22 protein-coding genes are annotated in these 24,540 nt (G+C 54.5%); 8 read left to right on the forward strand and 14 right to left on the reverse strand.

Features of this window, described 5'->3' with window-relative positions:
• The 10 genes from NTU47_09530 to NTU47_09575 form a co-directional block, all read right to left on the reverse strand.
• On the reverse strand, positions 1-927 hold the full coding sequence (locus NTU47_09530; protein ID MCX6134039.1) for a rhomboid family intramembrane serine protease: 927 nt from the start codon (positions 925-927) through the stop codon (positions 1-3).
• A gap of 134 nt (positions 928-1,061) precedes the next feature.
• Positions 1,062-2,330, reverse strand: coding sequence for a phosphoglycerate kinase (locus tag NTU47_09535; protein MCX6134040.1), 1,269 nt, complete (start codon positions 2,328-2,330; stop codon positions 1,062-1,064).
• A 91-nt stretch (positions 2,331-2,421) separates the two neighbouring features.
• Positions 2,422-3,477, reverse strand: a complete 1,056-nt coding sequence (gap, locus tag NTU47_09540; protein MCX6134041.1) for a type I glyceraldehyde-3-phosphate dehydrogenase — start codon at positions 3,475-3,477, stop codon at positions 2,422-2,424.
• A gap of 144 nt (positions 3,478-3,621) precedes the next feature.
• Entirely contained in the window at positions 3,622-3,804 is a 183-nt protein-coding gene (locus tag NTU47_09545) for a hypothetical protein (protein MCX6134042.1), read from the reverse strand.
• A 508-nt stretch (positions 3,805-4,312) separates the two neighbouring features.
• Positions 4,313-6,109 carry a T9SS type A sorting domain-containing protein gene (locus NTU47_09550; protein MCX6134043.1) on the reverse strand — a complete coding sequence of 599 codons (1,797 nt, stop codon included), beginning with the start codon at positions 6,107-6,109 and terminating at the stop codon, positions 4,313-4,315.
• A gap of 96 nt (positions 6,110-6,205) precedes the next feature.
• Complete coding sequence (locus tag NTU47_09555; protein ID MCX6134044.1) at positions 6,206-6,910, reverse strand: ComF family protein; 705 nt, start codon at positions 6,908-6,910, stop codon at positions 6,206-6,208.
• Between the two features lie 133 nt (positions 6,911-7,043).
• Positions 7,044-7,334: a hypothetical protein gene (locus NTU47_09560; protein ID MCX6134045.1), complete on the reverse strand. Its 291-nt coding sequence runs from the start codon at positions 7,332-7,334 to the stop codon at positions 7,044-7,046.
• Between the two features lie 45 nt (positions 7,335-7,379).
• Positions 7,380-9,389, reverse strand: a complete 2,010-nt coding sequence (uvrB, locus tag NTU47_09565) for an excinuclease ABC subunit UvrB (protein MCX6134046.1) — start codon at positions 9,387-9,389, stop codon at positions 7,380-7,382.
• Positions 9,390-9,494: 105 nt separating this feature from the next.
• Positions 9,495-9,857 carry a four helix bundle protein gene (locus NTU47_09570; protein ID MCX6134047.1) on the reverse strand — a complete coding sequence of 121 codons (363 nt, stop codon included), beginning with the start codon at positions 9,855-9,857 and terminating at the stop codon, positions 9,495-9,497.
• A gap of 46 nt (positions 9,858-9,903) precedes the next feature.
• Positions 9,904-10,359 carry a hypothetical protein gene (locus tag NTU47_09575; protein MCX6134048.1) on the reverse strand — a complete coding sequence of 152 codons (456 nt, stop codon included), beginning with the start codon at positions 10,357-10,359 and terminating at the stop codon, positions 9,904-9,906.
• 168 nt (positions 10,360-10,527) lie between these two features.
• Here NTU47_09575 and NTU47_09580 point away from each other — a divergent pair, with 168 nt between their 5' ends.
• Genes NTU47_09580 through NTU47_09590 form a run of 3 tightly spaced genes read left to right on the forward strand, consistent with a single transcriptional unit; the run spans position 10,528 to position 14,526 of the window.
• Positions 10,528-10,860 carry a hypothetical protein gene (locus NTU47_09580; GenBank protein MCX6134049.1) on the forward strand — a complete coding sequence of 111 codons (333 nt, stop codon included), beginning with the start codon at positions 10,528-10,530 and terminating at the stop codon, positions 10,858-10,860.
• Positions 10,861-10,887: 27 nt separating this feature from the next.
• Positions 10,888-12,381, forward strand: coding sequence for a pitrilysin family protein (locus NTU47_09585; GenBank protein ID MCX6134050.1), 1,494 nt, complete (start codon positions 10,888-10,890; stop codon positions 12,379-12,381).
• Positions 12,382-12,393: 12 nt separating this feature from the next.
• Positions 12,394-14,526 (forward strand): pitrilysin family protein, encoded by a 2,133-nt coding sequence (locus NTU47_09590; protein ID MCX6134051.1) that lies wholly within the window; start codon positions 12,394-12,396, stop codon positions 14,524-14,526.
• Between the two features lie 97 nt (positions 14,527-14,623).
• On the opposite strand, the gene NTU47_09595 is transcribed toward NTU47_09590, so the two are convergent.
• The 4 genes from NTU47_09595 to purM are packed head-to-tail and all read right to left on the reverse strand — an operon-like array spanning position 14,624 to position 18,581.
• Positions 14,624-16,423, reverse strand: a complete 1,800-nt coding sequence (locus NTU47_09595; protein MCX6134052.1) for a GAF domain-containing protein — start codon at positions 16,421-16,423, stop codon at positions 14,624-14,626.
• A gap of 20 nt (positions 16,424-16,443) precedes the next feature.
• Positions 16,444-17,061, reverse strand: a complete 618-nt coding sequence (locus tag NTU47_09600) for a GNAT family protein (GenBank protein MCX6134053.1) — start codon at positions 17,059-17,061, stop codon at positions 16,444-16,446.
• 8 nt (positions 17,062-17,069) lie between these two features.
• Positions 17,070-17,543 (reverse strand): DUF2721 domain-containing protein, encoded by a 474-nt coding sequence (locus NTU47_09605; protein MCX6134054.1) that lies wholly within the window; start codon positions 17,541-17,543, stop codon positions 17,070-17,072.
• Positions 17,544-17,582: 39 nt separating this feature from the next.
• The gene (gene purM / locus NTU47_09610; protein MCX6134055.1) at positions 17,583-18,581 is read right to left on the reverse strand and encodes a phosphoribosylformylglycinamidine cyclo-ligase; all 999 of its coding nucleotides are present in this window, start codon (positions 18,579-18,581) and stop codon (positions 17,583-17,585) included.
• A 245-nt stretch (positions 18,582-18,826) separates the two neighbouring features.
• Between purM and NTU47_09615 the strand changes: the two genes are divergently transcribed.
• The 5 genes from NTU47_09615 to NTU47_09635 all read left to right on the forward strand — a co-directional run bounded on the left by NTU47_09615 (position 18,827) and on the right by NTU47_09635 (position 24,512).
• Positions 18,827-19,498: a fumarylacetoacetate hydrolase family protein gene (locus tag NTU47_09615; GenBank protein ID MCX6134056.1), complete on the forward strand. Its 672-nt coding sequence runs from the start codon at positions 18,827-18,829 to the stop codon at positions 19,496-19,498.
• Between the two features lie 14 nt (positions 19,499-19,512).
• Positions 19,513-19,890 (forward strand): hypothetical protein, encoded by a 378-nt coding sequence (locus tag NTU47_09620; protein ID MCX6134057.1) that lies wholly within the window; start codon positions 19,513-19,515, stop codon positions 19,888-19,890.
• 46 nt (positions 19,891-19,936) lie between these two features.
• Positions 19,937-21,091, forward strand: a complete 1,155-nt coding sequence (locus tag NTU47_09625; GenBank protein ID MCX6134058.1) for a M23 family metallopeptidase — start codon at positions 19,937-19,939, stop codon at positions 21,089-21,091.
• Between the two features lie 155 nt (positions 21,092-21,246).
• Entirely contained in the window at positions 21,247-21,702 is a 456-nt protein-coding gene (locus NTU47_09630) for a hypothetical protein (protein ID MCX6134059.1), read from the forward strand.
• 98 nt (positions 21,703-21,800) lie between these two features.
• Positions 21,801-24,512, forward strand: a complete 2,712-nt coding sequence (locus tag NTU47_09635) for a valine--tRNA ligase (protein MCX6134060.1) — start codon at positions 21,801-21,803, stop codon at positions 24,510-24,512.
• Positions 24,513-24,540: the final 28 nt, after the last annotated feature.

A 24,540-nucleotide genomic window follows, 5' to 3' on the forward strand; every position in this document is an offset into this window, starting at 1 on the left:
TCAATTGAGTTTCTTGCTCGCTTCAAACAAGATCTTCTTCTCTTCTTCCGTCAGGCTCTGATACCCGCCACGGCTTATCTTGTCCAGGATCTCGTCGATTTTCATTTGATTGAGTTCCTGTTCCGTCCTGGGACGTTCATTGATATCGAACACTTTTGCCTCGACGGTTTCCTGATACGTTTCTTCTTTATGCTTGGACCGCCGCGAGTTCAGCCACCAGCCAAGCCGCTCGACGGTGTCCTGGAACGGGAATCGTCGCGAAAGATAAATGACGTACACGAAACCCGCAGCAGCACCTCCCAGGTGTGCGAGGTTCGCTACAGCACTCTGACTGCCGATGGAGAAGACGCCCAGGGCGATGAGGCCGAAGATGAAATACTTCGCCTTGACCGGCAGGAGAAAATACAGGTAGATATAACGGTCGGGGAACATCATTCCAAAAGCCACCAGGACCGCATAGACCGCTCCTGACGCACCGACGGTCGGGATACCAACTCCGGTTATGCTGACGACAGAAGACGGCTCGAGCAACGGAGCGAGGATGAGCTGCGAGATTCCGGCGGCGACTCCGCAGAGGAGGTAGAATCCGAGGAACTTGCGTGACCCCCATACATGCTCTACTTCCATGCCGAACATCCACAAACCGAACATGTTGTAGAGCAGGTGCGTGAAGTTCGCGTGCATGAACTGGTAGGTCAGAAGCTGCCAGGGATAGAACCCGTGGCCAAGCGGCATCAGACCGAGGTAGTAATTGAAGACGATCTCAAGGGGCATCATATCGAGCGTGAACATCCTGCCCCCCATGCCGATCAGAACATAGACCGCCGCATTGGTAATCAACAACCATTTGATAACCGGCGGAAAGAACTGAAATCCGCCGAACATCGCTGGTCTATAGTAGTTCCCTTGTCCGGGATAGGATGCCATACATACTCACATTTGAATGAGATGACTGATGATTTCTCTGACCGATTCGGTCAGACCTGAAACGGGCGAGTGTGAGAAAGAGGGACGGACCCTCTCCCCACACTCACGTTACAAGGACCTCAGTGTTGCAGGATTCACGACTTGGCATTCAACGCCGCCACGCCAGGCAGCACTTTCCCCTCGAGAAATTCGAGAGAAGCTCCCCCTCCGGTCGAAACGTGAGAAACCTGCTTTTCCAATCCTGCTTTCGCTATCGCCGATGCAGAGTCGCCGCCACCCACGATCGTGACAGCTCCCCCTTTCGTCGCGTCCGCCATCGCGTGGGCAATGGCGTTCGTGCCAGCGGCAAAGTTCGACATTTCGAACACACCCATCGGGCCGTTCCAGACAACTGTCTTTGCCTTGCGGATCTCTTCAGAAAATATCCTGATAGTCTCTGGTCCTATGTCGACTCCCGCCCAGCCAGCCGGAATTGCATTCACCGGCACGACTTTCGTCGCCGCATCGTTCTCAAATTTGTCGGCAATGACCGTGTCCACGGGCAAGAGCAGCTTCACGTTTTTCGCTTTGGCATCAGAGAGGATCTTCTTTGCAAGCTCGATCTTGTCCTCTTCTAACAATGATTTCCCGATTTCCATTCCCTGTGCTTTGTAAAAAGTGAACATCATTCCGCCCCCGATCAGGAGCGCATCACATTTACCCATGAGGTTCTGGAGTACATCGATTTTGCCGGAGATCTTGGCACCGCCCAGCACGGCAACATACGGTTTCGCCGGATTCTCGATGGCCTTCCCGAGGTAGTCCAGCTCTTTTTCCATCAGGAACCCCGCAACGGCAGGCAGGTAATGCGCGACCGTCTCCGTTGACGCATGGGGACGATGAGCCGTGCCGAACGCATCGTTCACATAGACATCACCGTACGACGCCAGCTCTTTCGCCATCCCTTCACGATCTGCTGCCTCCTTTGACGTTTCCGCCTTGTGGAAGCGCGTATTCTCCAGCATCACGACTTCTCCCTCTTTCAATCCATCCACCACCGCCTTCGCATCCGGGCCGATTGCCGCTGGCGCCAGCTTGACGGGGCAATGAAGAAGCTCGGCCAAATGCTCTGCTACCGGTTTCATCTTGTGCTTCCCCTCGATGTACTTTGCTTCGTCGAAGGGCTTGCCGTCTTTTTCTGCTTTTTCTTTCGCCTTCTGCGCATCCTTCTTGGGATCCCCCAGATGCGACATGAGTACGAGATACTTTGGTTTCTGTTCGAGAACATAGTTGATCGTTGGCAACGCGGCTCGCATACGGATGTCGTCTTGAATCACGCCGTTTTTCAGCGGCACATTGAAATCAACCCGCATCAGTACGCGCTTGCCCCGAAGGTCAACGTCGCGGACCGTCTTCTTGTTCATAATCAACCTTCCTGTAAGACACAAAAAGTGACATGCTCCTCAACGCTGATCGGGAGCTGAGCTCCCGATCAACCGGTGTGCAGGAGGAGAATTAGAGTTTGGACGCCATCATGTTGGCGAGATCGGCGGTGCGAACCGAGTATCCCCACTCATTGTCATACCACGTCACGATCTTCACGAAATCGTTCTTCTCTTTCCCCAGAACTGTCGTGAACGGCAGATCCACAGATGAGCTGTGCGGATCCCCCTTGAAGTCGATGCTGACAAGCGGTTCATCCACAGCAGCCAGTATCCCCTTCATCGGACCTGCTGCCGCATCGCGGAATGCCTGACGCAGTTCTTCGGTCGAGATTGACGTTGACAACTGAGCCGTAAGATCTACTACCGACACGGTTGAGGTCGGCACCCGGAGCGCGTATCCGTCAATCTTTCCCTTCAAATCTGGGATGACCAGCGAGACGGCCTTTGCGGCGCCAGTCGTCGTCGGAATGATGCTCATTGCCGCAGCGCGCGCACGGCGGAGGTCGCTGTGCGGCAGGTCGAGGATCTTCTGATCGTTCGTGTAGGCGTGGACCGTGGTCATGAATCCCCGGAGGATCTTCCACTTGTCGTGCACCACCTTTGCTGCAGGTGCAAGACAGTTGGTTGTGCAGGAAGCGTTGGAAACCACGTGGTGGTTGGCGGGATCGTAGTTCGAATCGTTGACACCGATAACGATCGTGATGTCTTCGCCTTCTGCCGGAGCGGTAATGATGACCTTCTTTGCTCCCCCCTTGGTGATGTGATTTTCAGCACCCTTGACGGTCTTGCCTTTCTTGTTCACGCCATCTTTCTTGATGGTGAACAAACCGGTGCCTTCGATGACAATGTCGACACCGAGCTCTCGCCAGGGAAGATTGGCAGGATCTGTCTCTTTGAAGACCTTCACGGTCTTCCCATCAATAATGAGAGTACCTTCACCGACTTCGACCTTGCCATTGAAACGGCCGTAGTTTGAATCGTATTTCAACAGATGAGCCATCGTCTTGAGATCGCCAATGTCGTTGATCGCCACGACCTCAAGCGTATTCGGGTATTTGTCCCGGATTGCCTTGAGCACTTGACGTCCAATTCGCCCAAAGCCGTTAATACCAACTTTGACTGCCATAGATACCTCCAAAAGAAGTTAGAAACTTATCGTTCGCGTGGTGGAAAATGCCTCAAAGAGGCTTGAAAAATTACCGAAAAATGGGGTGATAGTCAAGAAATGGGGTCTCCGGGGGATCCAAGACCGTTGACGAGAGACAAAGGCCTAGTTTGAGCTTGAACGGCGCGGATTCGCAATGATGTACTGACGGGTTCTGTAGAGAGAATTCTCGTCCCGGACAATGTGGTCGTGGTAGCCGCGTTGCCAGACCGGGATGCCCGGTGTGCCGCGCAGAATGTTGATCTGTTTTGCTGTGTTTTGTTTGAATCGCCCGATGATCATTGGCAAGAGCATTCTTCGACGACACGCTGGATCGTTTCGCTCCAGTCGGGGCGATTCTTGAATCGCCCCGCCGTGAACAAACCCTCTGATCGATTTCGTTCGATCGGCAATTACAATGATCCCATGCAAATGATCCGGCATCACTATGAACTCATCTAACCTTGCATTCCCAAAATGTTCTGGGATCTGCCTCCAGCACTCTGAAGCAATTCTTCCCGCTTCAGTCAATCGCATAAATCCATTCTCTATCGTGCCAAACAAGGATTCCCGATCCTTCGTACACATCGTTACGAAATAGGAACCGCATTGTGAATAATCGAATCCGATCAGGCGAAGGCTGTTCTTTCTCTGTCGAATATTTTTCATTGTCCTTCGGGGCGTCGGTACGCAGGGAAGCGCGAAGCGGCAAGCACCAGGCGGCATGCGGTGATGACATCGAAGCCATGCGGACGCCGCGAACTCTTCTCAGGACCTCGCGGCGAAAACGGGGGTGAAAATCACAACGGGGTGCAGATCAACGAATCAAAATCATCTTTCGAATACCGTGTCGATCGCCTCGTGTTAATTTGTAGAAGTACACACCGCTCGGCGCGGCTTCGCCAGAGGCATTGCGACCATCCCACGCAACGGTATGCAATCCGGAAGGGAGAAAACCTTGATAGAGAACCTTGGCTTCCCGTCCGAGGAGATCAAAGACTGAGAGTTTCACTTGTCCCTCGTGCGGGATTGTGAATCTGATTTGCGTGGTAGGATTGAAGGGGTTGGGATAGTTTTGCTCGAGGGCAAATTCCTGTGGGACATTCGAATTCCCAGAAATCCCTGTCACGAATCCGGTAACATACCCTTCCAGGTTGGGATAGATAGCTCGCAGGTATTTCGCCCTGTTTCTCAACCAGGTAACGTTTTCGACGCCTGTTGGCGCGGCACTGGCGATCATTGCGATGACCACCTCCTGCACATCGCCCAATGCCATCGTGAAGGGGCCGGAACTCAGCATGAAACGCCTGTAGCTTTCTGTCGCTGAAAGCGCATTGCCATACATCATGCCCAACCCGTCGATCCAACCGGTTTTCGAAATGGGATCGCCCGAACACATGAATTTTGTTGTTTGATGGTTCGGATCTGTCCAGGGGGTCACGCTGGGATAGCTATCCGGCCACGGATTGAACCCTCTCGCAACGTTCCAGTACCAGAACGTACGCTTAGTGTACTGAGGCTCGCCGATCGGATCGCCTACAGCGTTCAGCAGGAATGAAGTCATCGCGAGATTCTTCTTGCCCTGCCGGATCTCAAAATCGAATAAGCCATAGTCGCTCGGCTTGCCTGCGATGAGCGGACCCTGGAGAAGCGTGTAACCAATGGCAGGATTGGCACCGCCGAGACTTCGGTACACCGGGTCGGGTTCGACAGTATTATTGAAGACGTAGCCCAAATTCAATGTCGAATCACATCCGCCCAGATCGTTCGGATCGGTGCCGATTTCCGCGTCGGCCCATTGCGTGATATACATGCTATCAATCGACGAACCCGGAGCGGCTGTGGATGTCCCTTTGTATGCCAGGCGGTATCGTTTGAATATCACATCGTCGAGATTGGGAGTCCCTTTGTACGCCCAAAGAGTGACCTGCACTTCAACACCAATTGAAGGATCACCGGCGAAAGATTTGCATCGTGCTTCGTCAAGATCGTTATACGAAAACCAGGCGATCTGACCCGCACCCTGGAGGCCTGGTTTTTCTCCTCCGTCCAGTACGCCATTCCGATTCTGGTCTATGAACGGCGCCCCCTTTTGCCAGGGCCATTCGGTCACGTCCTTTTCGTAGCTCTTCCGAAGAGCGGCAATCATCTCAGGGGTCACTTTAGAAACATCGATTCCGTTCGACGCCGCGACATCGTATGTTAGGTCGGCGGACTGATAATCGGGCCGATAGCGATAGACGCGGGCTCCCTCGGAGTTGTAATCTTCCGCCATACCTTTGCCGAGGATGCTCCCCGGACGCACTCCCGTCTGCCAGATTCCACCCCCGGTACGCAGCTCTGGCAATTTGCCGTCCCTGACTTTCCCAACCCAGATCAAATCGTCACTGTAGAGGAGGTTTCCGTTCTGGTACGGATAGCTCAAGCCAGTCCCTTTGGCTGAATCGTAACCGATGATTCCATCATTCCGGATCTTGAGCCAGAGATTGTTGATGTTGATGCTTCCGGTCGGAACCTTCGCGGCAGGGGGCGTCGATTCCGATTGCGAAAGAAGGGTAGTCGGCAGGAATACGATCAAGAATCCAAGTGAGAATGAACGTGCGTGCTTCTTCATGAGAGACCCCCTGAAGGAAAGTAGCTCAATACTAATTTACTCATTCACAGTCCATTGTCAAGAGACTCACTTCCACGCCCGGGAATCCTGCCAATTCTACTGTGCGAGAGCCGCGGATGCGGCGATGACACGCATCGCGCCGGATGCCTTCAGGGCCTTCGCAACAGACTCAATGGTGGCCCCTGTCGTAATGACATCGTCGATCACGATCACGAGCTTTCCCTTCAGGTCTGCCCTTCCGCACTGGAATGCATTCTCCACGTTCTCTTTTCGCTCTTCTTTCGAGAGTGTGGTTTGAGTCTCGGTCCACCTCTTCCGCAACACCAGATCTGACCGGACAGGGATCCCCAACACTTCAGAGACACCGCGACCAATGAGCAAAGCCTGATTGAACCCTCTCTCGCGAGTTTTCCGCTTGTGCAAAGGTACAGGGACGAGTATGTCCGCACAGATTTCCTCATCCCGGATACGAACTCCGAGCAGCCCGCCAAGCTCAAGTCCCAATTCCTGGACACCTGAATACTTGAGGGCATGAGCGATCTTCTGAAACGGTCCCTCCTTTTCGAAAATGAAAAGGGATACGAGATCATCAACTTCTCCAGACGAGATGAGCTTGTTCCTGGTTTCCCGGAAGAGGGACAACTCACGCGTGGCAGGTTTGATCGCCGACCAGCAGTCGGGACAAACATGCTCCCGGCCCGATTCCAGCAACCGTCCGCACGAAATGCAGAGCGGTGGATAGACGAAATCGAGAATGGAATCGAGGAAACTTTGAACGGTCTCTTTGATCGCGAATGCCATGGCAATCGGCGGGATACGCGGTATAACGTGGCTATTAAGGAGAAATTGCTGGGAAGAACCTAGGGTTTTGAGTTTCGCGTTCTGGGTTTGTGGTTCCAGGTTTCAAGTTGTTCGGTTCACGGTTCAAGACTTACTATTCACTTTTCGACTTTGTTGTCCCCTTCTCATCACCCGACGTCTCAAGTAATTGGAGCAAGCTTGAAACATCGAGGTCACCATACTTCGCGAGGGTCGTGCACACATCGGCGAATATCTGCTTCCGGAGATCCGCTACATGTGCCTCCGTCTGTTCGGGCGAAAGGCCGAAGGTCTTCATATACATCTCCTGCACAAGCGCCTGATTGACAGCTGAATTGGTGAGTGTGAAAATGAGGGCAAGATCCCGCCCTTTTTGACTCATGGTTGTCGTGTCGTCGGCTGACATGGTGAGCACTCCTGATTTAAATGTCCTCTTGTCACACTTCACTATTCACTTCTTTTCCAATCTCGCAATCTCATCGCGCAGTTCCGCAGCGCGTTCAAATTCGAGATCTTTGGCAGCTCTCCGCATTTCCTCTTTCAGCTCAACGAGCAGATCCTGCCGTTGCCCTTCATTGAGGTACTTCACGACGCTGTCTGATACCGTCGTCGGCTTCGCTCCTTCGCGGCGGGCGGTACGTTGGGCGGCAACATCCGCAATCGCCGTTGCAGCCAGCACTTCCTCGATTGATTTGTAGATAGTTACCGGCGTGATATTGTTGACCTTATTGTACTCAAGTTGCTTTTCACGGCGACGGGATGTTTCTTCCATCATCCGCTGCATCGACCCAGTCTGCCTGTCTGCATAGAGGATGACTTTCCCGTTCACGTTGCGCGCCGTTCTGCCGGCAGTCTGTATCAAGGATCGATCTGAGCGCAGGAAACCTTCCTTGTCTGCATCAATAATGGCGACGAGCGAGACTTCCGGCAAATCGAGCCCCTCGCGCAAAAGGTTGACGCCGACGAGAACATCGAAATCGCCAAGGCGGAGATCGCGCAGAATCTCGACTCGTTCCAGCGCGTCGACTTCGGAATGGATGTACCGGACCTTGATGCTGATGTTCAGCAGATATTCCGTCAAATCTTCTGCCATTCGCTTCGTCAGCGTCGTCACCAAGATACGTTCCTTTTTCGCGGAACGTGCGCGTATTTCGGCAATCAGGTCGTCAATCTGATGTTTGCTCGGCCGGATCTCGACCTCAGGATCGATCAGGCCGGTCGGACGGATGACCTGTTCTACGAACACCCCCTTGCTCTGCTCAAGTTCGTAGTCTCCCGGAGTCGCGCTGACGAAGACGACCTGTTTCACAATCGCATTCCATTCATCGAACGTCAGCGGCCGGTTGTCGAGCGCCGAAGGAAGCCGGAACCCGTACTCCACCAGCGTTCCCTTTCGCGAGCGGTCGCCAGCATACATTGCGCCGATTTGCGGAACGGTCGCGTGCGATTCATCGATGATCGTAAGAAAATCTTCGGGGAAATAGTCGAGGAGACAGGACGGACGAGACCCCGGCGGCCGATCGGCGAGATGGCGCGAGTAGTTTTCGATGCCGGAGCAATGGCCGATCTCTTTCATCATTTCCATATCGAACCGCGTCCGCTGCTCGAGCCGTTGCGCCTCCAGGAGTTTCCCCATGTCGCGCAGCTCTGCCAGCCGTTCTCGAAGCTCGACATCGATCGTCTTCAGCGCCCGTTCGATGCTCGGACGCGTCGTGACGAACTGTTTTGCCGGGTAAACAACTTCGTATTCGGTCTCCGCGAGGATCTTTCCATCGGTCTTCTGTATGTACGACAGCCGCTCGATCTCATCACCGAAAAACTCGATACGGATCGCTTCCTCGTTCTCAAATCCGGGGATTACCTCGACAACGTCTCCGCGCACGCGGAACGATCCACGCGTGAATTCGTAATCGTTGCGCGAATATAGCATGTCGAGCAGTTTCTTCAGGACATCGTTGCGCGCGATCTTCTGCCCCTTGCGCAGCTGCAGCGTTTGAGCGAGCCACTCCTCAGGCGCGCCGATACCATAGATGCAGCTCACGGATGCCACGACGATCACGTTCGGATCGCCGCTCAGGAGCGAACTTGTCGCCCGGAGCCTGAGCCGGTCAATCTCATCGTTGACGGAGGAATCTTTCGCGATATAGGTGTCGGTTGACGGGACGTAGGCTTCGGGCTGGTAGTAGTCGTAGTAGCTGATGAAAAACTCCACCCGGTTCTTGGGGAAGAACCCTTTGAACTCTGCGAAGAGCTGTGCTGCAAGCGTTTTGTTGTGCGACAACACGAGCACGGGTTTGTTGATGTGCTGGATGACGTTGGACATCGTAAACGTCTTGCCGCTCCCCGTCACGCCGAGGAGCGTCTGGTACCGGTCTCCGCGCACGACGCCTTCAATCAGCTGCCTGATGGCCTCGGGTTGGTCGCCGCTGGGCTTGTATTCAGAAGTGAGTTGGTAGGGCATCAGAGAGATTGTCGATGGTGGATTGTCGATCTTCGATTGATGATTGTCGATTAGGAAGTGCTGCAAATACAACGCGTGACCCAACCTCCACAGACACCTACGTGACTACTTCGAGGAGGCATGCGCCCTGGCCGTCATTCTTGAAGCGGCGAAGATTCTTAGCAGTTGTTCTGATTCATCCATTATCGATTTCAGATCTTCGGACTTGGCTTTGCTGCATTCAATCAACATCTCGAGCCAGAAAAGGGTTTCATCGGCTTCTTCTTCAATGATCCCCATTTTGTTCGCGAAGTCCGCTTTCGATCGCGCTCGACAGGCCGCACGGTAGTTCGCCCCCACAGATGTTGCAGAGCGTATGAGCTGCTTACCGATGACATCCGAAGCAGGGCTTCTGCTCAACCCTTCGACGAAGCGAATTGTGCTAACCGCCAGAGCCTTCGTCCTGGATTTCAGCTCGACCGAATCCATGCTTCCTCTCTTCCAATCGACAATCGAAAATTGAAAATCGAAAATTCTATGGTGCTTGTTCTTTACCTCCCGTGCGCGCGATGTACAAGAACGCATCCCTGACGAAGTCTGCTGCGTTCGCTTCGAATGAAGCCGGGATTCCTTTTTTCAGGGCTTCGTACGCCACAGGAGTGCCGCCGGCAGAAACCGTCAGATTCGGATTGATGAGAATCATACGCGATGCCCCGGCGCATTTCATGGCCACGCTCGCTTTGATGTTCGGGAAGTTCGCTTCGATGACCGGGTCAACGTGCACCGCCACTTTCATGATCGTCATCGTTTCAGGCGACTCTGCTTCGACGTCTATGTTCTGCGCCTTGAGAAACGCGACGCTTTCGAACACACAACGGCGTGCAAGATCGGCAACTTCGTGGGCCATCGTGCTGAATTTGTCGCGCTCAGCCGCAAACTTTGCCCACTCTTTCACCGTGTTGATAAGGATCGTCTTCGATGCTTCAGTCATAGTTCCCCCTGCTGGTTGTTGATTCCATGATCAGATGCGTGTCGGACCCGGGATACCGTGAACCGTGATAGATTCTCCACCAATATACGCGATGCCCCATCTGATTGCAAGAACGCAGCATCTTGCATCCGTCCATTCGATTTGCTACTTTAAGTGCCAATGCATGCCATGAACACTCGCCCGTTTTTGTTGTTCGCGCTCATCGCCCTGCAGTTCGGCTGCTCCCGGCAGCAGAAAGACCTGACCCCAGCAGACGAGAAACTCGTCCCCGTGTACGCTGAACTGCTGATGCTGAACGAGGAGCTCAAATCTCCACGGCCGACAATTGACTCTACTGCCTATCAATCTCAGGTTCATGCCGTTCTTTCGACAAACGGATTGACGAGAGAGGAATTCTCAAGCCGCATGATAGCCCTCGCTCAATCTCAGGAAGTCTTCAGTCAGTTCCAGACCAAAGTACACGCCGAACTCGAACGCCGTAAATCCAAACAATCGAAGTAATCATCATTTCCATGAGGAGTACTCTCCATGCGTAGACGATACGCTTTGCTTCTACTCGCCTGGGCCCTTGTGCCGTCGCTGCTCTTCACACAAGACGGATTCAAGGCTGTGCAGAACCAGGTTGTCGAACACACGCTGAAAAACGGACTCAGGTTCCTCATACTGCCCCGCCACGACGCTCCGGTCGTGTCATTCCATACCTACGTCAATGTCGGTGCGGTCAATGAGAACCGCGGCATCACAGGCCTCGCCCACATTTTCGAGCATCTCGCGTTCAAGGGAACCTCCGACATCGGCACCAAAGACTACAAGAAAGAGAAACCGGCTCTCGATGTTCTGGACAAAGCCTGGTCAGCGTGGAGAGAGGAAAGTAAGAAAGGGGTCGGTGCAGATTCCTCGAAGCTCAAAGAACTGCGCGCCGCGTTCGAGAAGACTCAGGAAACAGCATCCGGGCTCGTGGAAAATGGTGAGTTCGACAAGATCATCGAGCAGCAAGGAGGCGTCGGGCTCAACGCGGGCACAGGCGCCGACGCGACGCAGTACTATTTCAGCCTTCCTTCCAACAAGCTTGAACTCTGGTTTACGCTCGAATCATCAAGATTCTTTGATCCCGTCATACGCGATTTCTACAAAGAAAAAGATGTCGTCATGGAAGAGCGCCGGATGCGCACAGAGAGCAGTCCCATTGGAAAGCTCGTCGAGGAGTTTCTCGCCGTCGCCTACAAATCACACCCGTACAAAGAGCCGGTCATCGGACACATGTCGGACCTCCAGGGCATTACACGCGATGAAGCGCTCGCATTTTTCAAGAAGTACTATGTCCCCTCCAACATCATCATCGCGATCGTGGGCGATGTTGATCCACAGCAGACCATCCGTCTTGCCGAGGTGTACTTCGGCAGGATTCCCGCAGGGACGCCGCCGCCCGAGGTCCGCACTGTGGAACCCGAACAACAAAGCGAGCGATCGGTGACGCTGCGCGAGGAATCACAGCGTATCCTTCTGCTCGGTTACAAGAAGGGATCGGCGCGGGATCCGGATGCGGCAGTCTATGATGCCATCGAGGATGTCATGAGTTCGGGACGCACATCGAGACTCTACAAGTCGCTGGTTCGCGACAAGAAAATCGCAATCCAGGCCGCTGGATTCTCCGGCTTCCCCGGACAGAAGTATCCCAACCTCTTCGCGTTCTTTGCAGTCCCTGCCCAGGGAAAGACGAATGAAGAATGCCTCGCGGCAATCAACGAGGAGATCGAAAAGATCAAGAAAGATCCGGTAACAGCGGAAGAACTCCAGGCCGTGAAAACCCGTGCCCGGGCGAACCTCATCCGGTCGTTGGCGGACAACGGCGGAATGGCCGGTCAGCTGACGTTCTACCAGGTCATCACTGGAGACTGGCGAAATCTGTTCAAGCAGCTGGATGAGATCAACGCTGTGACAGTAGCCGACATCAAGCGGGTAGCGAACAAAGCGTTCGCCAATTCTAACCGCACGATCGGCGCTATCGAGCCGGTGAAATAAGGAGCGATGACCATGAAAACCTCAAAAACGTTCTCACTTCTCTTGCTCGTCATCGGGCTTGTGCTCAACGGTTCTGCCCAGACAGTAACGAAACCGCAACACTACAAGAATCTCAAGTACCCTCCGTTGCGACAGGTGCAAATACCTGAACCTCTCCGGTATCAACTCGGCAACGGGATGACTGTCTTTCTCATCGAAGATCACACGCTCCCGCTCGTTGAAGCTGCTGTGCTCGTGCGCACCGGGTCCCGGTACGAACCGGGAGACAAGGTCGGCCTTGCGTCAATGACGGGGCAGGTCATGCGCACCGGGGGCACGGCAACGAAGACCGGTGAGGAATTCGACGAGATGCTTGAAAAAGTCGGAGCCTCGGTTGAGACGTACATCGGAACCACGTCCGGCGGTGCACGGATGTCTGTACTCAAGGAAGACGTCGGCATGGGATTGGGAGTTCTTGCGGATCTTCTCAAGAGCCCGGCCTTCCGGGATGACAAGATCGACCTCGCAAAAGTAACCGCCCGTTCATCAATTTCGCGGCGCAACGATCAGGTAGGCGCGATTGCCGCCCGTGAGTTCAACAAACTGATCTACGGCGCCAGCCATCCGTATGCCCGAACCATGGAATATGCCACCGTCGAGAACATCTCGAAGGAGGACATGGCCGGGTTTCACAAGAAGTACTTCGTCCCCAACAACATGATGATCGCCGTGTGGGGCGACTTTGCGACTCCGGAGATGAAATCGAAGATCGAAAGTCTCTTCGGGTCGTGGGAGCGCAAGGAAGTCAGCTTCCCTCCTGTCCCGCAGCCGCGCCTGGCGGGCACGAAAACGGTCAACTTCATCAAGAAGGATGACGTCAACCAGTCGAATATTTTCCTCGGCCATCTCGGGGGTGTGCTGAATGATCCCGAAAGCGGACCGCTCAATGTCGCCGATCAGGCATTCGGCGGAGCGGCGTCTTCACGCCTCTTCAGGAAAGTGCGATCGGAACAGGGGCTGGCCTATTCCGTGGGCAGTTCGTGGGGAGAGAGCTACGACTATCCGGGCGCGTTTAGCATGAGCGGCTCGACGAAATCCGGCTCAACGGTCAAAATGGTCCGGTCGATCGGGACTGAACTGGGACAATTCATCAAGGACGGAATCACTGACGAAGAGCTGAAGTATGCGAAGGATTCGTATCTGAACTCGTTCGTGTTCCGCTACGACACAAAAGGAAAGATCATCAACCAGCTGATGGCACTGGAGTACTATGGTTATCCGAAAGACTTCATTCAGAAGCAGCAAAAGGACATCCAGGAAACCACGAAAGAGAGCGTAACCAAGGCAGTGCAGAAACGATGGAAACCCGAATCGCTCACCCTGCTCGTCGTCGGCAAGGACTCCGACTTCGATGAACCGCTGAGCGCTCTCGGCGCCGATGTCCGCACGATCGATATCACGATTCCTTCGCCGCCGGAAAAGATCCCGGATCCGACCCCTGAAACCATCGCGAAGGGCAGAGAAATCCTCCGGAAGACCATGGCGACGATGGGAGGACCAGCGCTCCTTGGCATCAAGGATCTCGTCATCAAAGGAAAGCAGACTCAGGTAACACCGATGGGCGAGTTTGCCATGGACGCCGAGATACAAGTCGTCCGCCCGAACAAGATGGCGGCGCAGCTCAAGACGCCCATGGGCGAGATGTCCATGGTGTTCGACGGCTCGAACGCATGGATGAAGTCACCAAACGGGACACAGGACCTTCCGGGCTCACAACGAGAGAGTTTCCAGCAGGAAGCGATCAGCGACGTCCACTACGTTCTGCAGAACTTCGAGAAACCGGAGTACGCAGTGCAGTATCTCAAGGACGAAGCCGTGGACGGAAAGCCAGCAGACGTGATACTCATTCGCTACACACCGACGAACTATCCGATGCGGTTCACCATTGATTCGAAAACCGGAATGGTTCTGAAAAAAACGGTGCGTGGATCGGGGCCATCCGGACCGGCCACCGTTGAAGAGTCGTTTTCCGACTACCGAGCGATCAGCGGGATACAGTTCCCTTTCAAGACGCTCGGAACCAGCGAAGGAAAGAAGATTTCGGAAATGGCTGTGGAAAGCATTAAGGTGAACGCGGGAGTCAAAGAGGAGATCTTCAAGAAGTAGGAGAAGTCCTGCTCAAGGGTACAAACAAAACCTCCGGAAGATCGCATTCCGGAGGTTTTGTGTTTTGCCACCAGGCCATTGACGAATGACGATAAGCTCAGGTACCTCGTTTCAGCGTGAACCGGAAACTGCTCCCCTTCCCCACTTCACTCTCCACCCAGATCTTTCCCCCGTGCGCTTTGATGATCTCACGGCATATCCAGAGCCCGAGACCGGTCCCCTTGATCTTCCCCGCTTCTCCCGATTCGACCCGTGCGTACTTCTGGAAAAGCCGTCCCAGATGTTCCTGAGGGATACCAAGACCCTGGTCGCTGACGGAGAAGAGAATCTCGTCGGCCTGCTCCTCGCTCGAAACAACGCGGACGTTCAGTTCCCCTCCGCCCGGAGAGTACTTCACAGCGTTCGAGATGAGGTTCTGTAACACCTGACGCAACTTGTTCTGGTCGCCGCGGACATACGCGCAATTCATGTCGATCGAGAATCCAAAGGTGTGACGGGCTGAGATTTTCACCATGGAAACCGCTTCCTGGATGATCGTCTCGACGTTCACAATCTTGAACTGGTAATTCAATTGACCGGACTCAATTTTCGCGATCGAGAGCGTGTCTTCCGCGAGCATGCTCAGCCGCCCGGCCTGCTCGACGATAATGTTCAGGTACTCGCGGAGCCGGTCAGCGCTTACCTCCTTGCGAAGCAGCGACTTCGCAGCGAGCATGATCGTTGAAAGCGGGGTGCGGAAGTCATGCGATACGATCCCGACAAAATCCGTCTTCAGCCTGTCCAGCTCCATCAATCGCTCGTTTGTCCGCGTGATCTCCTCGAACAAGCGGGCGTTTCTGATTGCACTGCCGATCTGGTCGCAGAGAGTTTCGAGGACCAGCACGTCGGTCTCGTCGAACGCGTAGAGCTTTGTGTCCTCGACATTCAGTACTCCGACCACTTCATCGTCTGAGATGATGGGAAGCGCAAGCTCCGAATTCGTATTGTGGTACTGATGGGCGAGAAACCGCGATTCAAGGCTTACGTCGTTGGCCAGCACGGATTGCCCATGTTCGGCTACCCAGCCCACGATCCCCAGACCAATTTTCTGCCTGTATCCGTGAGGGAGGAAATCGATGAAATTGCCGGAATGCGCCGCGAGCACAAGCTCGTTCTCCTCCTTGTTGGTCAGGAAGATGGTCACGTCGAAGTACTGGAAGTCCTTCTGAATTGACTCCGAAGCCGACGTCAGCAGCTCATCGATGTTGAGCGTGGACGTGAGCTTGCGGCCGACCTGGTTCACCAGGCTGATTTGTGTTACACGTTTCTGTGCGCGCTCGAGCAGCGAGGTGTGCCGCAACGCGATAGCCATCTGCAGGCTCAGGAGCCGGGCGAGCCACAGGTCGGGGTCGACATAGGCATTCGGCTTCGACGAACCGAACACGAGCGCTCCCACCATCTCTTCGTGTGTATGGACCGGCACGATGATCAGCGACCGGATCCCGAGATCTTTGAGCGAGCCCTCGAGCGTGGGATGGAGCGCAGGGGCGGAATCGATGTCGACCATGATGCCGGCTTTGTTCCGAATTGACCAGCCGGGCATGCCGACGTCGATTGAGAAATGCTTGTGATCGAGCTCGATCGCGTCCATCAGCGGCGAGAGCGTGCTGATGACGTAGTGAGTCTTGTTGTGGCTGAGCAATCCGATGAAAGCACACTCTCCTTCGATCAAACGCCGGAGATTCTCCTTCAGGATCCGCAGGATTTCCTCCCGCGAGTGCGCAGCATCCACTTTGAGGGAGACCTCGGTCAGCGTATTGACGCGTGTGCTGAATTCCTGAGCCTCTATCAGCCGCGCCCGCATTTCCTCGGGTGTCAGAAAATCGAGATTATCAGGAGCGTGCCATTCAGGTGACATAGGGGAAAAGACGAATGACTTCACGACGATGAATGAGTAGTTTCAATAGTTGATTGTTTTGGTGTCGCCGATGCCGGGAATCCCTGCGTGCGGCGTACCACTGGCCAGTCTCTGGCGAGCATCCCATAGACAATGTGGTCCACATAATGGTCATAGAGCCACTCCGCTTCGCGCAGCAGCCCCTCCGATTTGAATCCCAGACGCTCGGGGATCGCACGGCTCTTCATGTTTCCAACGGCACATCGAATCTCCACCCGGTTCAGCTGCCAATCCTCAAATGCATGCTCCACAAGAGCACGCGAGGCTTTCGTCATGATTCCGCGGCGCTGAAACGGTTCTGACAGCCAGTAGCCGATGCACGTGGACCGATTGGCCCATTCCAGATGGTGATATCCGATAATGCCGACGAGCTGGTCCTGATGCATGATGCCCGCCTGAAAGCCGAGGCCAGCCGCCTGCTGGCGGATGGCCGCGTCGACGAATGCAATCATCTCGTCTATGGTGGTCGTCATATCAAGCCACGGCAGCCACTCGCGCAGATACGCCCTGTTGCTCTCAATGAGGGGGAGCAAGTCTTCAGAATCTCTCAACTCGAGGCTCTTCAGATACAGCCCCTCTTCGACCTGGATCTTGATCATCCCTGCCCTCAATTATCAACAAGTACGTCAAACTGCACGATCTCATATCCATGTTTTGCATCAAGAAAAGAGAATATCACGCCGGCAAAAATTGTCGCCATTCCAATCAGAAACGCAATCATGATCGCCGAGTCCGACTGGAACCCTCTGATGAGGAAACTGAATCCAATCAGCAACGAGGTCATGATAAAGAGAGCGATCGCGCCGGTATAGCACATCACCGCATTCCGCACCAACTTCGCCCTCAGCATGAGATGCTCTATCTGGCGAGCGAGACTCTCGAGGCGCTGCGTCTCCTCGAAGTTCTTGTCTCCCGCTTTTCTGAACATTTTCCTCTTTTCATCATTCAAAAGACGAATTCTGTTCAACACGCTGGAGTATTTGTTGCTCGTTGCCAACAGCAGCAGACCGCACGCGTTGATCATGACCGCAGGGGCCAGAATCAGCTGGATGATCTGAATGACAGAGAAACCCGTATCCATACTATTTCCTTTGGACCAATTCTGTACAGAAGGTCCAGACTATGCCCGTACGACCTCGCCAATGATGAATGAGCGCTCCCGCTTTCGCCGAAGCGCCGCTTGAATGCCGTCAACTTCTCCGGGAGAGATGATCATGACAAGCCCCACTCCGAGATTGAACGTCCGCCGCATATCCTTTTCAGGCACGATGCCCGTTTTCTGAATCAGGCCAAAGAGCCACGGGCGCTCCCACGCTTCCCAGTCAATGCGAAGCGTCAACCCCTTAGGGACCACTCTCATCGTGTTCCCTTCCAGGCCTCCCCCCGTAATATGCGACATCCCTTTGATGTCGAATTTCGACAGAAGCGGATAGACAGCTTTGTAGTAGGATCGGTGGACCGTCAGAAGACTCTCGCCAAGGATTCCACGCAGTTCCTCGAAATACTGATCGAGTTGGAATCGTTCGAGCAGGACGGATCGAGCAAGAGAATACCCATTCGTGTGGAGTCCGGTTGAAGGGAGAGCCAGCAGGACATCCCCCTTTTTGACACGGTTCCCGCGGATCGCCCGCTTTTGGTCTACGACACCGACGATGGTGCCTGCGAGATCGTATTCTCCCTCGGAGTAGAAGCCCGGCATTTCTGCAGTTTCGCCGCCGATGAGCGAACACCCGTTTTGGCGGCAAGCGACAACAAATCCTTCGATGACCTGTGCGGCGATCGCCGGGGAGAGCTTTCCTGTTGCGAAATAATCGAGAAAGTAGAGGGGTTTTGCGCCGCAGACGAGGATATCGTTGACGCAGTGGTTGACGAGGTCCTGTCCGACTGTGTCGTGTCGGTTCATCGCGAAGGCGATCTTAAGCTTTGTTCCGACGCCGTCAACGCTCGTCACGAGAACTGGCTTCCGGATGCCTTTGAAGTCGGCTCTATAGAACGCGCCGAATGCTCCGATGTCTGTCAGTACATTTGGCGTAAAGGTGGATCGAACCCGGCGTTTGATGCGTCGCACAAGTTCTTCACCCGCCTCGATGTCGACACCCGCATCTTTGTATGTTTTCATGCATCAGCCTGAGATTTGCAGGTAAGATACCAGTTTTTCGTTCGGTGAACAACAATATTCTTGGCGGTTTCACGAAGGGGACAAGAGTAATTCTCTGGGCGGGGACCATACGCGGGCTCAAATCCTCCGAGATGCGCGGCGGACAAATTCCAAAATCGAATCCACCCGACAAAAGCTATTCTTGCGAAAAAGAACCGCCTTGAGTATATTGTAGATTATCAGAATAGGGAGTTGATTTACCAGCGATGGCAAGTGCCTACATTATGGGATCGGCGGAGCCTGTCGAGGTGCGAAAGATCTTCTGCATCGGAAGAAACTATGCCGACCACGCAAAAGAGATGCACGCAGCCATCCCCGAAGCTCCCGTGTTCTTTCTGAAACCCACCACGGCAATCATCGGAGAAGGCGGGGTTATCCGGATTCCATCAATATCAAAAGACCTTCATCACGAAATCGAGATGACCGTTCTCATCGGCCGCGGCGGCAAAGACATCCTCAAGGGGAACGCTCTGAACCACGTAGCCGGATACGGGATCGGCCTCGATATGACCTTGCGCGACGTCCAGAGCGACGCAAAGAAGAAAGGCCTTCCATGGACGCTGGCAAAGGGATTTGATACGTCGGCCCCCATATCCCCGTTCGTTCCGGCCGCAGATATCCCGGACCCGCACGAGCTCGGAGTCAAGCTGGACGTGAACGGGACAACCCGGCAGCAATCCAGCACAAGCAACTTCATCTTCAAACTCGATGAGCTGATAGCATACATCTCCCAGTTCTTCACGTTCGAACGCGGGGACATCATCTTCACGGGGACTCCGGAAGGAGTTGCCGCAGCGGCCTCCGGAGACCGACTTGAAGCTCAGCTTCTCTCCCCTACCCGCGCAATTCTCACATCGTTGCGAGTCAGCGTTCAGTAGGCACGCGCGAGCTCATGACCAGGATCAGGCAATTCCTCAGCAACTACCGGGTCGCTCTCCTTGCGTGGATGCTTATCATCATCGTGATCTGTGCCGGGCTCTATTATAGTGTCGACAGAAGCGTCGTTGCACTTGCCGTCCTCGTTCTCGGTGTCCTGGGTCACGCGTTTGGCGCACTCATCGCCTGGATTGGACTTCTTCCACTGGTCGGACCAATGATTGCCCATGTACTGTCACTTCCCTTCATCTGGCTGATCAACGGTGTCGGATATGTGGCCTCGATCACTGCAATAAGGCGGGGATATTCCAAAGATGTATTGAACTATCGAATCATCACCATTGCGCTGCTTTCAGGTATCACGTTCGGGTACATTCTCGGGAAACTGGTTTGATCACAAATGATTCGCGGGGCATACGTTGACATTGCGACAACCATTGATGGTGTGGGCTACCGCCCTGATAGGCTTCGTAGCGAGTTTCTCGGGCGTTAACCATTTCCCGGGCACGAACCTCGATTCCAGCGTAAACGGGCCGCATGTTTCCCGGGTCGATGAGATCTACGCCCCCTTCGATACGCTCCGAACCGATTTGCAGGATTATATCTGGCCGACCAACGCCAGCACGAACATCACATCGTCGTTTGCCGACTACCGTCGCACTCATCTGCACGAAGGAATCGACATATCGACAAACAATCAGAAGGGCTACCCCGTTTATGCGGCCCGTGACGGCTACGTGAGCCGCATTTTCATCTCGCGTCGCGGATACGGCAAGATGCTCTACGTCCGGCATCATGACGGCTACGTCACCATGTATGCGCACCTCCAGCGGTTTTTCGACCCCATCGAGAAGTACGCTAAACAGCTCCAGAAACAGAACCGGAGGTATTCCCTGGAGGTCGATATCGACACATCACTGTTTCGTGTCTCAAAAGGAGACCTGATCGCTTACACCGGCGACACAGGAATCGGTTCGGCTCATCTCCATTTCGAGGTACGGGATTCGTCGTCCAATCCAATCAATCCGTTCCTCCTGCCGCAGATTTCTGCTGCCATCAGGGATGTCGTTCCACCGGTGTATCATATGGTCGCTTTCACCCCGCTTTCCGGGTCTGCCAAGATCCAACGAAGGCACAAGACGTGGGTGAGTGACGCTCAGATGGAGTCATCAGGCAATTTTGTACTCCCTCATCCGATACAGCTCTCCGGGTCGATAGGCGTCAGCGTCAGCGTCACAGATCAGGCCGATGTACTTCGCTACCGGACCGGAGCCTACAGGTTCGAGATGTACATCGATGGTCAGCCGGTCTTCAGTTCAGTGAAAAAGTACATCCTCGAAAGAGAAGCGCATCAGGTCATGGCGTATTATGACAGGAACCTGCTCCGGGCGAGAAAGGGTCGATTCGAAAAGCTGTATATCGAATCCGGCAATCGTCTCTCGTTCTACAATCGCCTTCCTGAAGGGGCCGGTTCGATCGAGGCGTCTGACCTCGAACCCGGAGACCACGAGCTCAAGATCATCACGTGGGATCTCGCAGGCAACGAATCAACGCTGACCGCGATTCTTACAGTCAGCAAGCCGCAAACCCGCTAGCAGCTTCTCGACCGCCAGTCTGCTCTCACCGAGCACGATCCTCCACGGCCCCCTCGTTGATTTATACGCGGATTTTTTGTTTATTTCCAGCAGCGAGGTATTTGTTCGTCCATCCGCTGGACCGAGGATATCCGCAATCCGTTTGCAGGGACCCGATGAACGTGAGCCGAAATCCATGGTTGCTCGCAATTTCCTTCTTTCTTACGCTCAGTGCGTGTGTTGACAGGGGGAATCAGCCGGTCGACAGTTGGCAACCCGGGGGTGCACCCGCGACATACGCCTACAGGGCGTTCAACTCAGCAAGGAATGTCGCGGTCAACGGCACGATGACGGTAACACAGCTCGACACGATATCTGTCACCGGAACCTGGTCTTTCGTCGCAGTCCTGCCGGCGGAGACGATCGGTCCACAGGTTGGAACGGGCACATTGACGGGGACGACGCAGAAATCGTCGATCTCCATCAACCTGAACCCCGGCTGGGCCGACAACAACGTGTTCCTTCAAGGGACCGTCTCCTCGGACCGCATCACCGGCCGATGGATGTGGTCCACGTTCATCGGGCCGACGGCGGAGGGTGCGTTCGAAGCAGTCAGGGATTTTTCGAAATAGACATCAAGCTACTGATCCGAAGAAACATACGTTCGCCAATCGCCGGGTAGCTTCTCAGCTCCCCTTTTTTTTCATCATCACTCAACGTAAGAACAGGAATGCAGGAACTCTCGAAAGCATACAACCCGAAGGATGTTGAGGACAAGTGGTACGAGTATTGGGAATCGCACGGGCTTTTTCACGCAACCGTCAAGAAGGACCGCACGCCATACACGGTGGTCATTCCCCCTCCGAATATTACCGGTATTCTGACTATGGGACACGTTCTGAACAACACGATTCAGGACATCCTTGTCAGATGGAAACGCATGCTGGGCTTCGAAGCATGTTGGGTTCCGGGCACGGACCATGCCGGAATCGCAACACAGAATGCCGTCGAGAAAGCACTCGCAAAGGACGGCCTCAGGCGTCATGACCTGGGCCGCGAGAAATTCGTGAACCGCGTCTGGGAATGGAAGGAACAGTACGGCGGCACCATCATCAAGCAGCTGAGAAAACTCGGAACTTCGTGCGACTGGGAACGCGAACGGTTCACGATGGACGAAGGGTTATCCGACGCCGTGAAAGAAGTCTTCGTCAGGATGTTCGACAAGGGGTTGATCTACCGCGGAAAATACATCGTCAACTGGTGCACGTTTCATCAGACCGCGCTTAGCGACGACGAGGTCGATCACTCAGAGTCGAACGGAAACCTCTGGCACATCCGCTACCCGATCGAGGGGACACAGGAATTCGCCGTCGTCGCGACGACGCGCCCCGAGACGATGCTCGGTGATACTGCCATCGCGGTGAACCCGCGCGACACGCGTTACGAATCGATCGTCGGCAAGTACGCCATCCTTCCCCTTGTTGGCCGCAGGATCCCGATCATCGCAGACGACTACGTTGACGAATCATTTGGAACGGGCATGGTGAAAGTGACCCCCGCCCACGATCCCAACGACTTTCTGATCGGCCAGCGGCACAACCTCGAACAGATCAACATCCTTGACGAGAAAGGATTCCTGAACGAGGCTGTTCCGCAACAGTACTCTGGCATCGATCGCTTCCAGGGACGGAAAAAGGTTGTGCAGGACCTCGAAGAACAGGGCTTCCTTGTGAAGGTCGAGCCGTACACACACAACGTGGGAAAATGCTATCGATGCCACACGGTCATCGAACCGTATCTCTCCGACCAGTGGTTCGTGAAGATGAAACCGCTTGCCGAACCGGCGCTGCGCGTCGTGCAACAGGGGAACGTGCGCTTCCATCCGCAGCGGTGGGAAAAAGTGTACGACCACTGGATGACAAACATCCGCGACTGGTGCATCTCACGGCAAATCTGGTGGGGACATCGTATACCTGTGTTCTACGCGCCGGACAGAACCTTCACTGCTGCACGCAACGAGGACGAGGCGCGAACAAGACTCGGCCTCGATTCCAGCGTCCCGGTGACACAGGACGAGGATGTGCTCGACACGTGGTTCTCCTCGTGGCTCTGGCCGTTCTCGATCCTCGGATGGCCGAACGACAATGAGGACCTGCGGTACTTCAACCCGACGAGCACGCTCGTCACCGGTCCCGACATTATTTTCTTCTGGGTCGCACGCATGATCATGGCCAACATGGAATTCATGCGCGGTGAACCGGGGCCGAACGGGAAACCCCGGGCGACGGACGAAGAGCTAGTCCCCTTCAGGGATGTGTACTTCACGAGCATTATCCGTGACGCCGAGGGACGCAAAATGAGCAAGTCACTCGGCAATTCGCCCGACCCGCTTGATGTGATCGATCAATACGGGGCAGACGCGCTCCGCTTCACGATAGCGTTCCTCTCGCCCCTCGGCCAGGATGTTCTGTTCTCCAACGAGAAGTGCGAAATCGGCAGAAACTTCGCCAACAAAATCTGGAACGCGGGACGCTTCCTTCTCATGAACAAGGCTGAGCTGTTCGGCACCGACGAGGCCAACCTGGAGTCACTGCCCGAAACCCAGCTCGATCTTGCAGACCGGTGGATTCTTTCGCGGCTCCATCATTCGATCGAACATTTCAATTCCACGTTGAATGAGTTTCATCTCAACGAATCGAGCAAAGTGCTGTACGACTTCATCTGGCATGATTTCTGTGATTGGTATGTGGAGCTTGTCAAAACGCGGTTCTACGGCGACGAACCCGCGGAAACGAAGAAGATCGTCCTTGCACGATCCCTCTGGGTTTTCGACCAGGCCATGCGGTTGCTCCACCCGGTCATGCCGTTTATCACCGAGGAATTGTGGCAACATCTCACGGCACGCAACGGGCAATCCCTGATGCGGGCTTCCTTCCCTGCCGTCGATGAGCGCTGGATAGATCAGAAGACGGAAGATGAGATGACATTTGTTCAGAATGTCATCAACGCGGTGCGCAATATACGCGGAGAGAACAATATCGCACCGTCGAAGGAGATCAGACTTCAGGTCCGTCTTGCTGAGGGCGCGAATGTGCAGATATTTCAGACATATGAAAAGTACATGAGCAAACTCGCCCGCGTCTCCGGCATCGAGATCCTCGCTTCAGGAGCCAAACCCACACTCGCGTCAAGCGCAGTCGTCGACGGGTCGGAGATATTCGTGCCGCTCGAAGGGCTCATCGACCTCGATGCAGAGCGGGGCAGGCTCGAAAAGGAAATCGCCCGGCTGCAACAGGCTGTCGAGGCGACGGAGCGAAAGCTCGCCAATTCCTCGTTCGTCGATCGCGCACCGAAAGAGGTCGTCGATCGGGAACACGAAAAGCTCTCCTCCTTCAAGGCAACGATCGAGAAGCTGAGAACAAATGTAGAACATCTCTCCTAGTCCTGTGAAAGACCGGAACGGGGTATTC

The sequence above is a fragment of the Ignavibacteriales bacterium genome, assembly GCA_026390595.1.
GTDB lineage: Bacteria > Bacteroidota > Ignavibacteria > UBA10030 > UBA10030 > UBA9647.

What these genes read in the sequence shown, in the direction of transcription:
- NTU47_09590 (MCX6134051.1), top strand. Translation starts at nt 12,394, where the DNA reads ATGAAAACCTCAAAAACGTTCTCACTTCTCTTGCTCGTCATCGGGCTT.
- NTU47_09620 (MCX6134057.1), top strand. Translation starts at nt 19,513, where the DNA reads ATGACCAGGATCAGGCAATTCCTCAGCAACTACCGGGTCGCTCTCCTT.
- NTU47_09535 (MCX6134040.1), bottom strand. Translation starts at nt 2,330, where the DNA reads ATGAACAAGAAGACGGTCCGCGACGTTGACCTTCGGGGCAAGCGCGTA.
- NTU47_09575 (MCX6134048.1), bottom strand. Translation starts at nt 10,359, where the DNA reads ATGACTGAAGCATCGAAGACGATCCTTATCAACACGGTGAAAGAGTGG.
- NTU47_09595 (MCX6134052.1), bottom strand. Translation starts at nt 16,423, where the DNA reads ATGTCACCTGAATGGCACGCTCCTGATAATCTCGATTTTCTGACACCC.
- uvrB (MCX6134046.1), bottom strand. Translation starts at nt 9,389, where the DNA reads ATGCCCTACCAACTCACTTCTGAATACAAGCCCAGCGGCGACCAACCC.
- NTU47_09615 (MCX6134056.1), top strand. Translation starts at nt 18,827, where the DNA reads ATGGCAAGTGCCTACATTATGGGATCGGCGGAGCCTGTCGAGGTGCGA.
- NTU47_09635 (MCX6134060.1), top strand. Translation starts at nt 21,801, where the DNA reads ATGCAGGAACTCTCGAAAGCATACAACCCGAAGGATGTTGAGGACAAG.
- NTU47_09570 (MCX6134047.1), bottom strand. Translation starts at nt 9,857, where the DNA reads ATGGATTCGGTCGAGCTGAAATCCAGGACGAAGGCTCTGGCGGTTAGC.
- NTU47_09550 (MCX6134043.1), bottom strand. Translation starts at nt 6,109, where the DNA reads ATGAAGAAGCACGCACGTTCATTCTCACTTGGATTCTTGATCGTATTC.
- gap (MCX6134041.1), bottom strand. Translation starts at nt 3,477, where the DNA reads ATGGCAGTCAAAGTTGGTATTAACGGCTTTGGGCGAATTGGACGTCAA.
- NTU47_09600 (MCX6134053.1), bottom strand. Translation starts at nt 17,061, where the DNA reads ATGATCAAGATCCAGGTCGAAGAGGGGCTGTATCTGAAGAGCCTCGAG.
- NTU47_09630 (MCX6134059.1), top strand. Translation starts at nt 21,247, where the DNA reads ATGAACGTGAGCCGAAATCCATGGTTGCTCGCAATTTCCTTCTTTCTT.
- purM (MCX6134055.1), bottom strand. Translation starts at nt 18,581, where the DNA reads ATGAAAACATACAAAGATGCGGGTGTCGACATCGAGGCGGGTGAAGAA.
- NTU47_09580 (MCX6134049.1), top strand. Translation starts at nt 10,528, where the DNA reads ATGAACACTCGCCCGTTTTTGTTGTTCGCGCTCATCGCCCTGCAGTTC.
- NTU47_09605 (MCX6134054.1), bottom strand. Translation starts at nt 17,543, where the DNA reads ATGGATACGGGTTTCTCTGTCATTCAGATCATCCAGCTGATTCTGGCC.
- NTU47_09585 (MCX6134050.1), top strand. Translation starts at nt 10,888, where the DNA reads ATGCGTAGACGATACGCTTTGCTTCTACTCGCCTGGGCCCTTGTGCCG.
- NTU47_09560 (MCX6134045.1), bottom strand. Translation starts at nt 7,334, where the DNA reads ATGTCAGCCGACGACACGACAACCATGAGTCAAAAAGGGCGGGATCTT.
- NTU47_09625 (MCX6134058.1), top strand. Translation starts at nt 19,937, where the DNA reads ATGGTGTGGGCTACCGCCCTGATAGGCTTCGTAGCGAGTTTCTCGGGC.
- NTU47_09555 (MCX6134044.1), bottom strand. Translation starts at nt 6,910, where the DNA reads ATGGCATTCGCGATCAAAGAGACCGTTCAAAGTTTCCTCGATTCCATT.
- NTU47_09530 (MCX6134039.1), bottom strand. Translation starts at nt 927, where the DNA reads ATGGCATCCTATCCCGGACAAGGGAACTACTATAGACCAGCGATGTTC.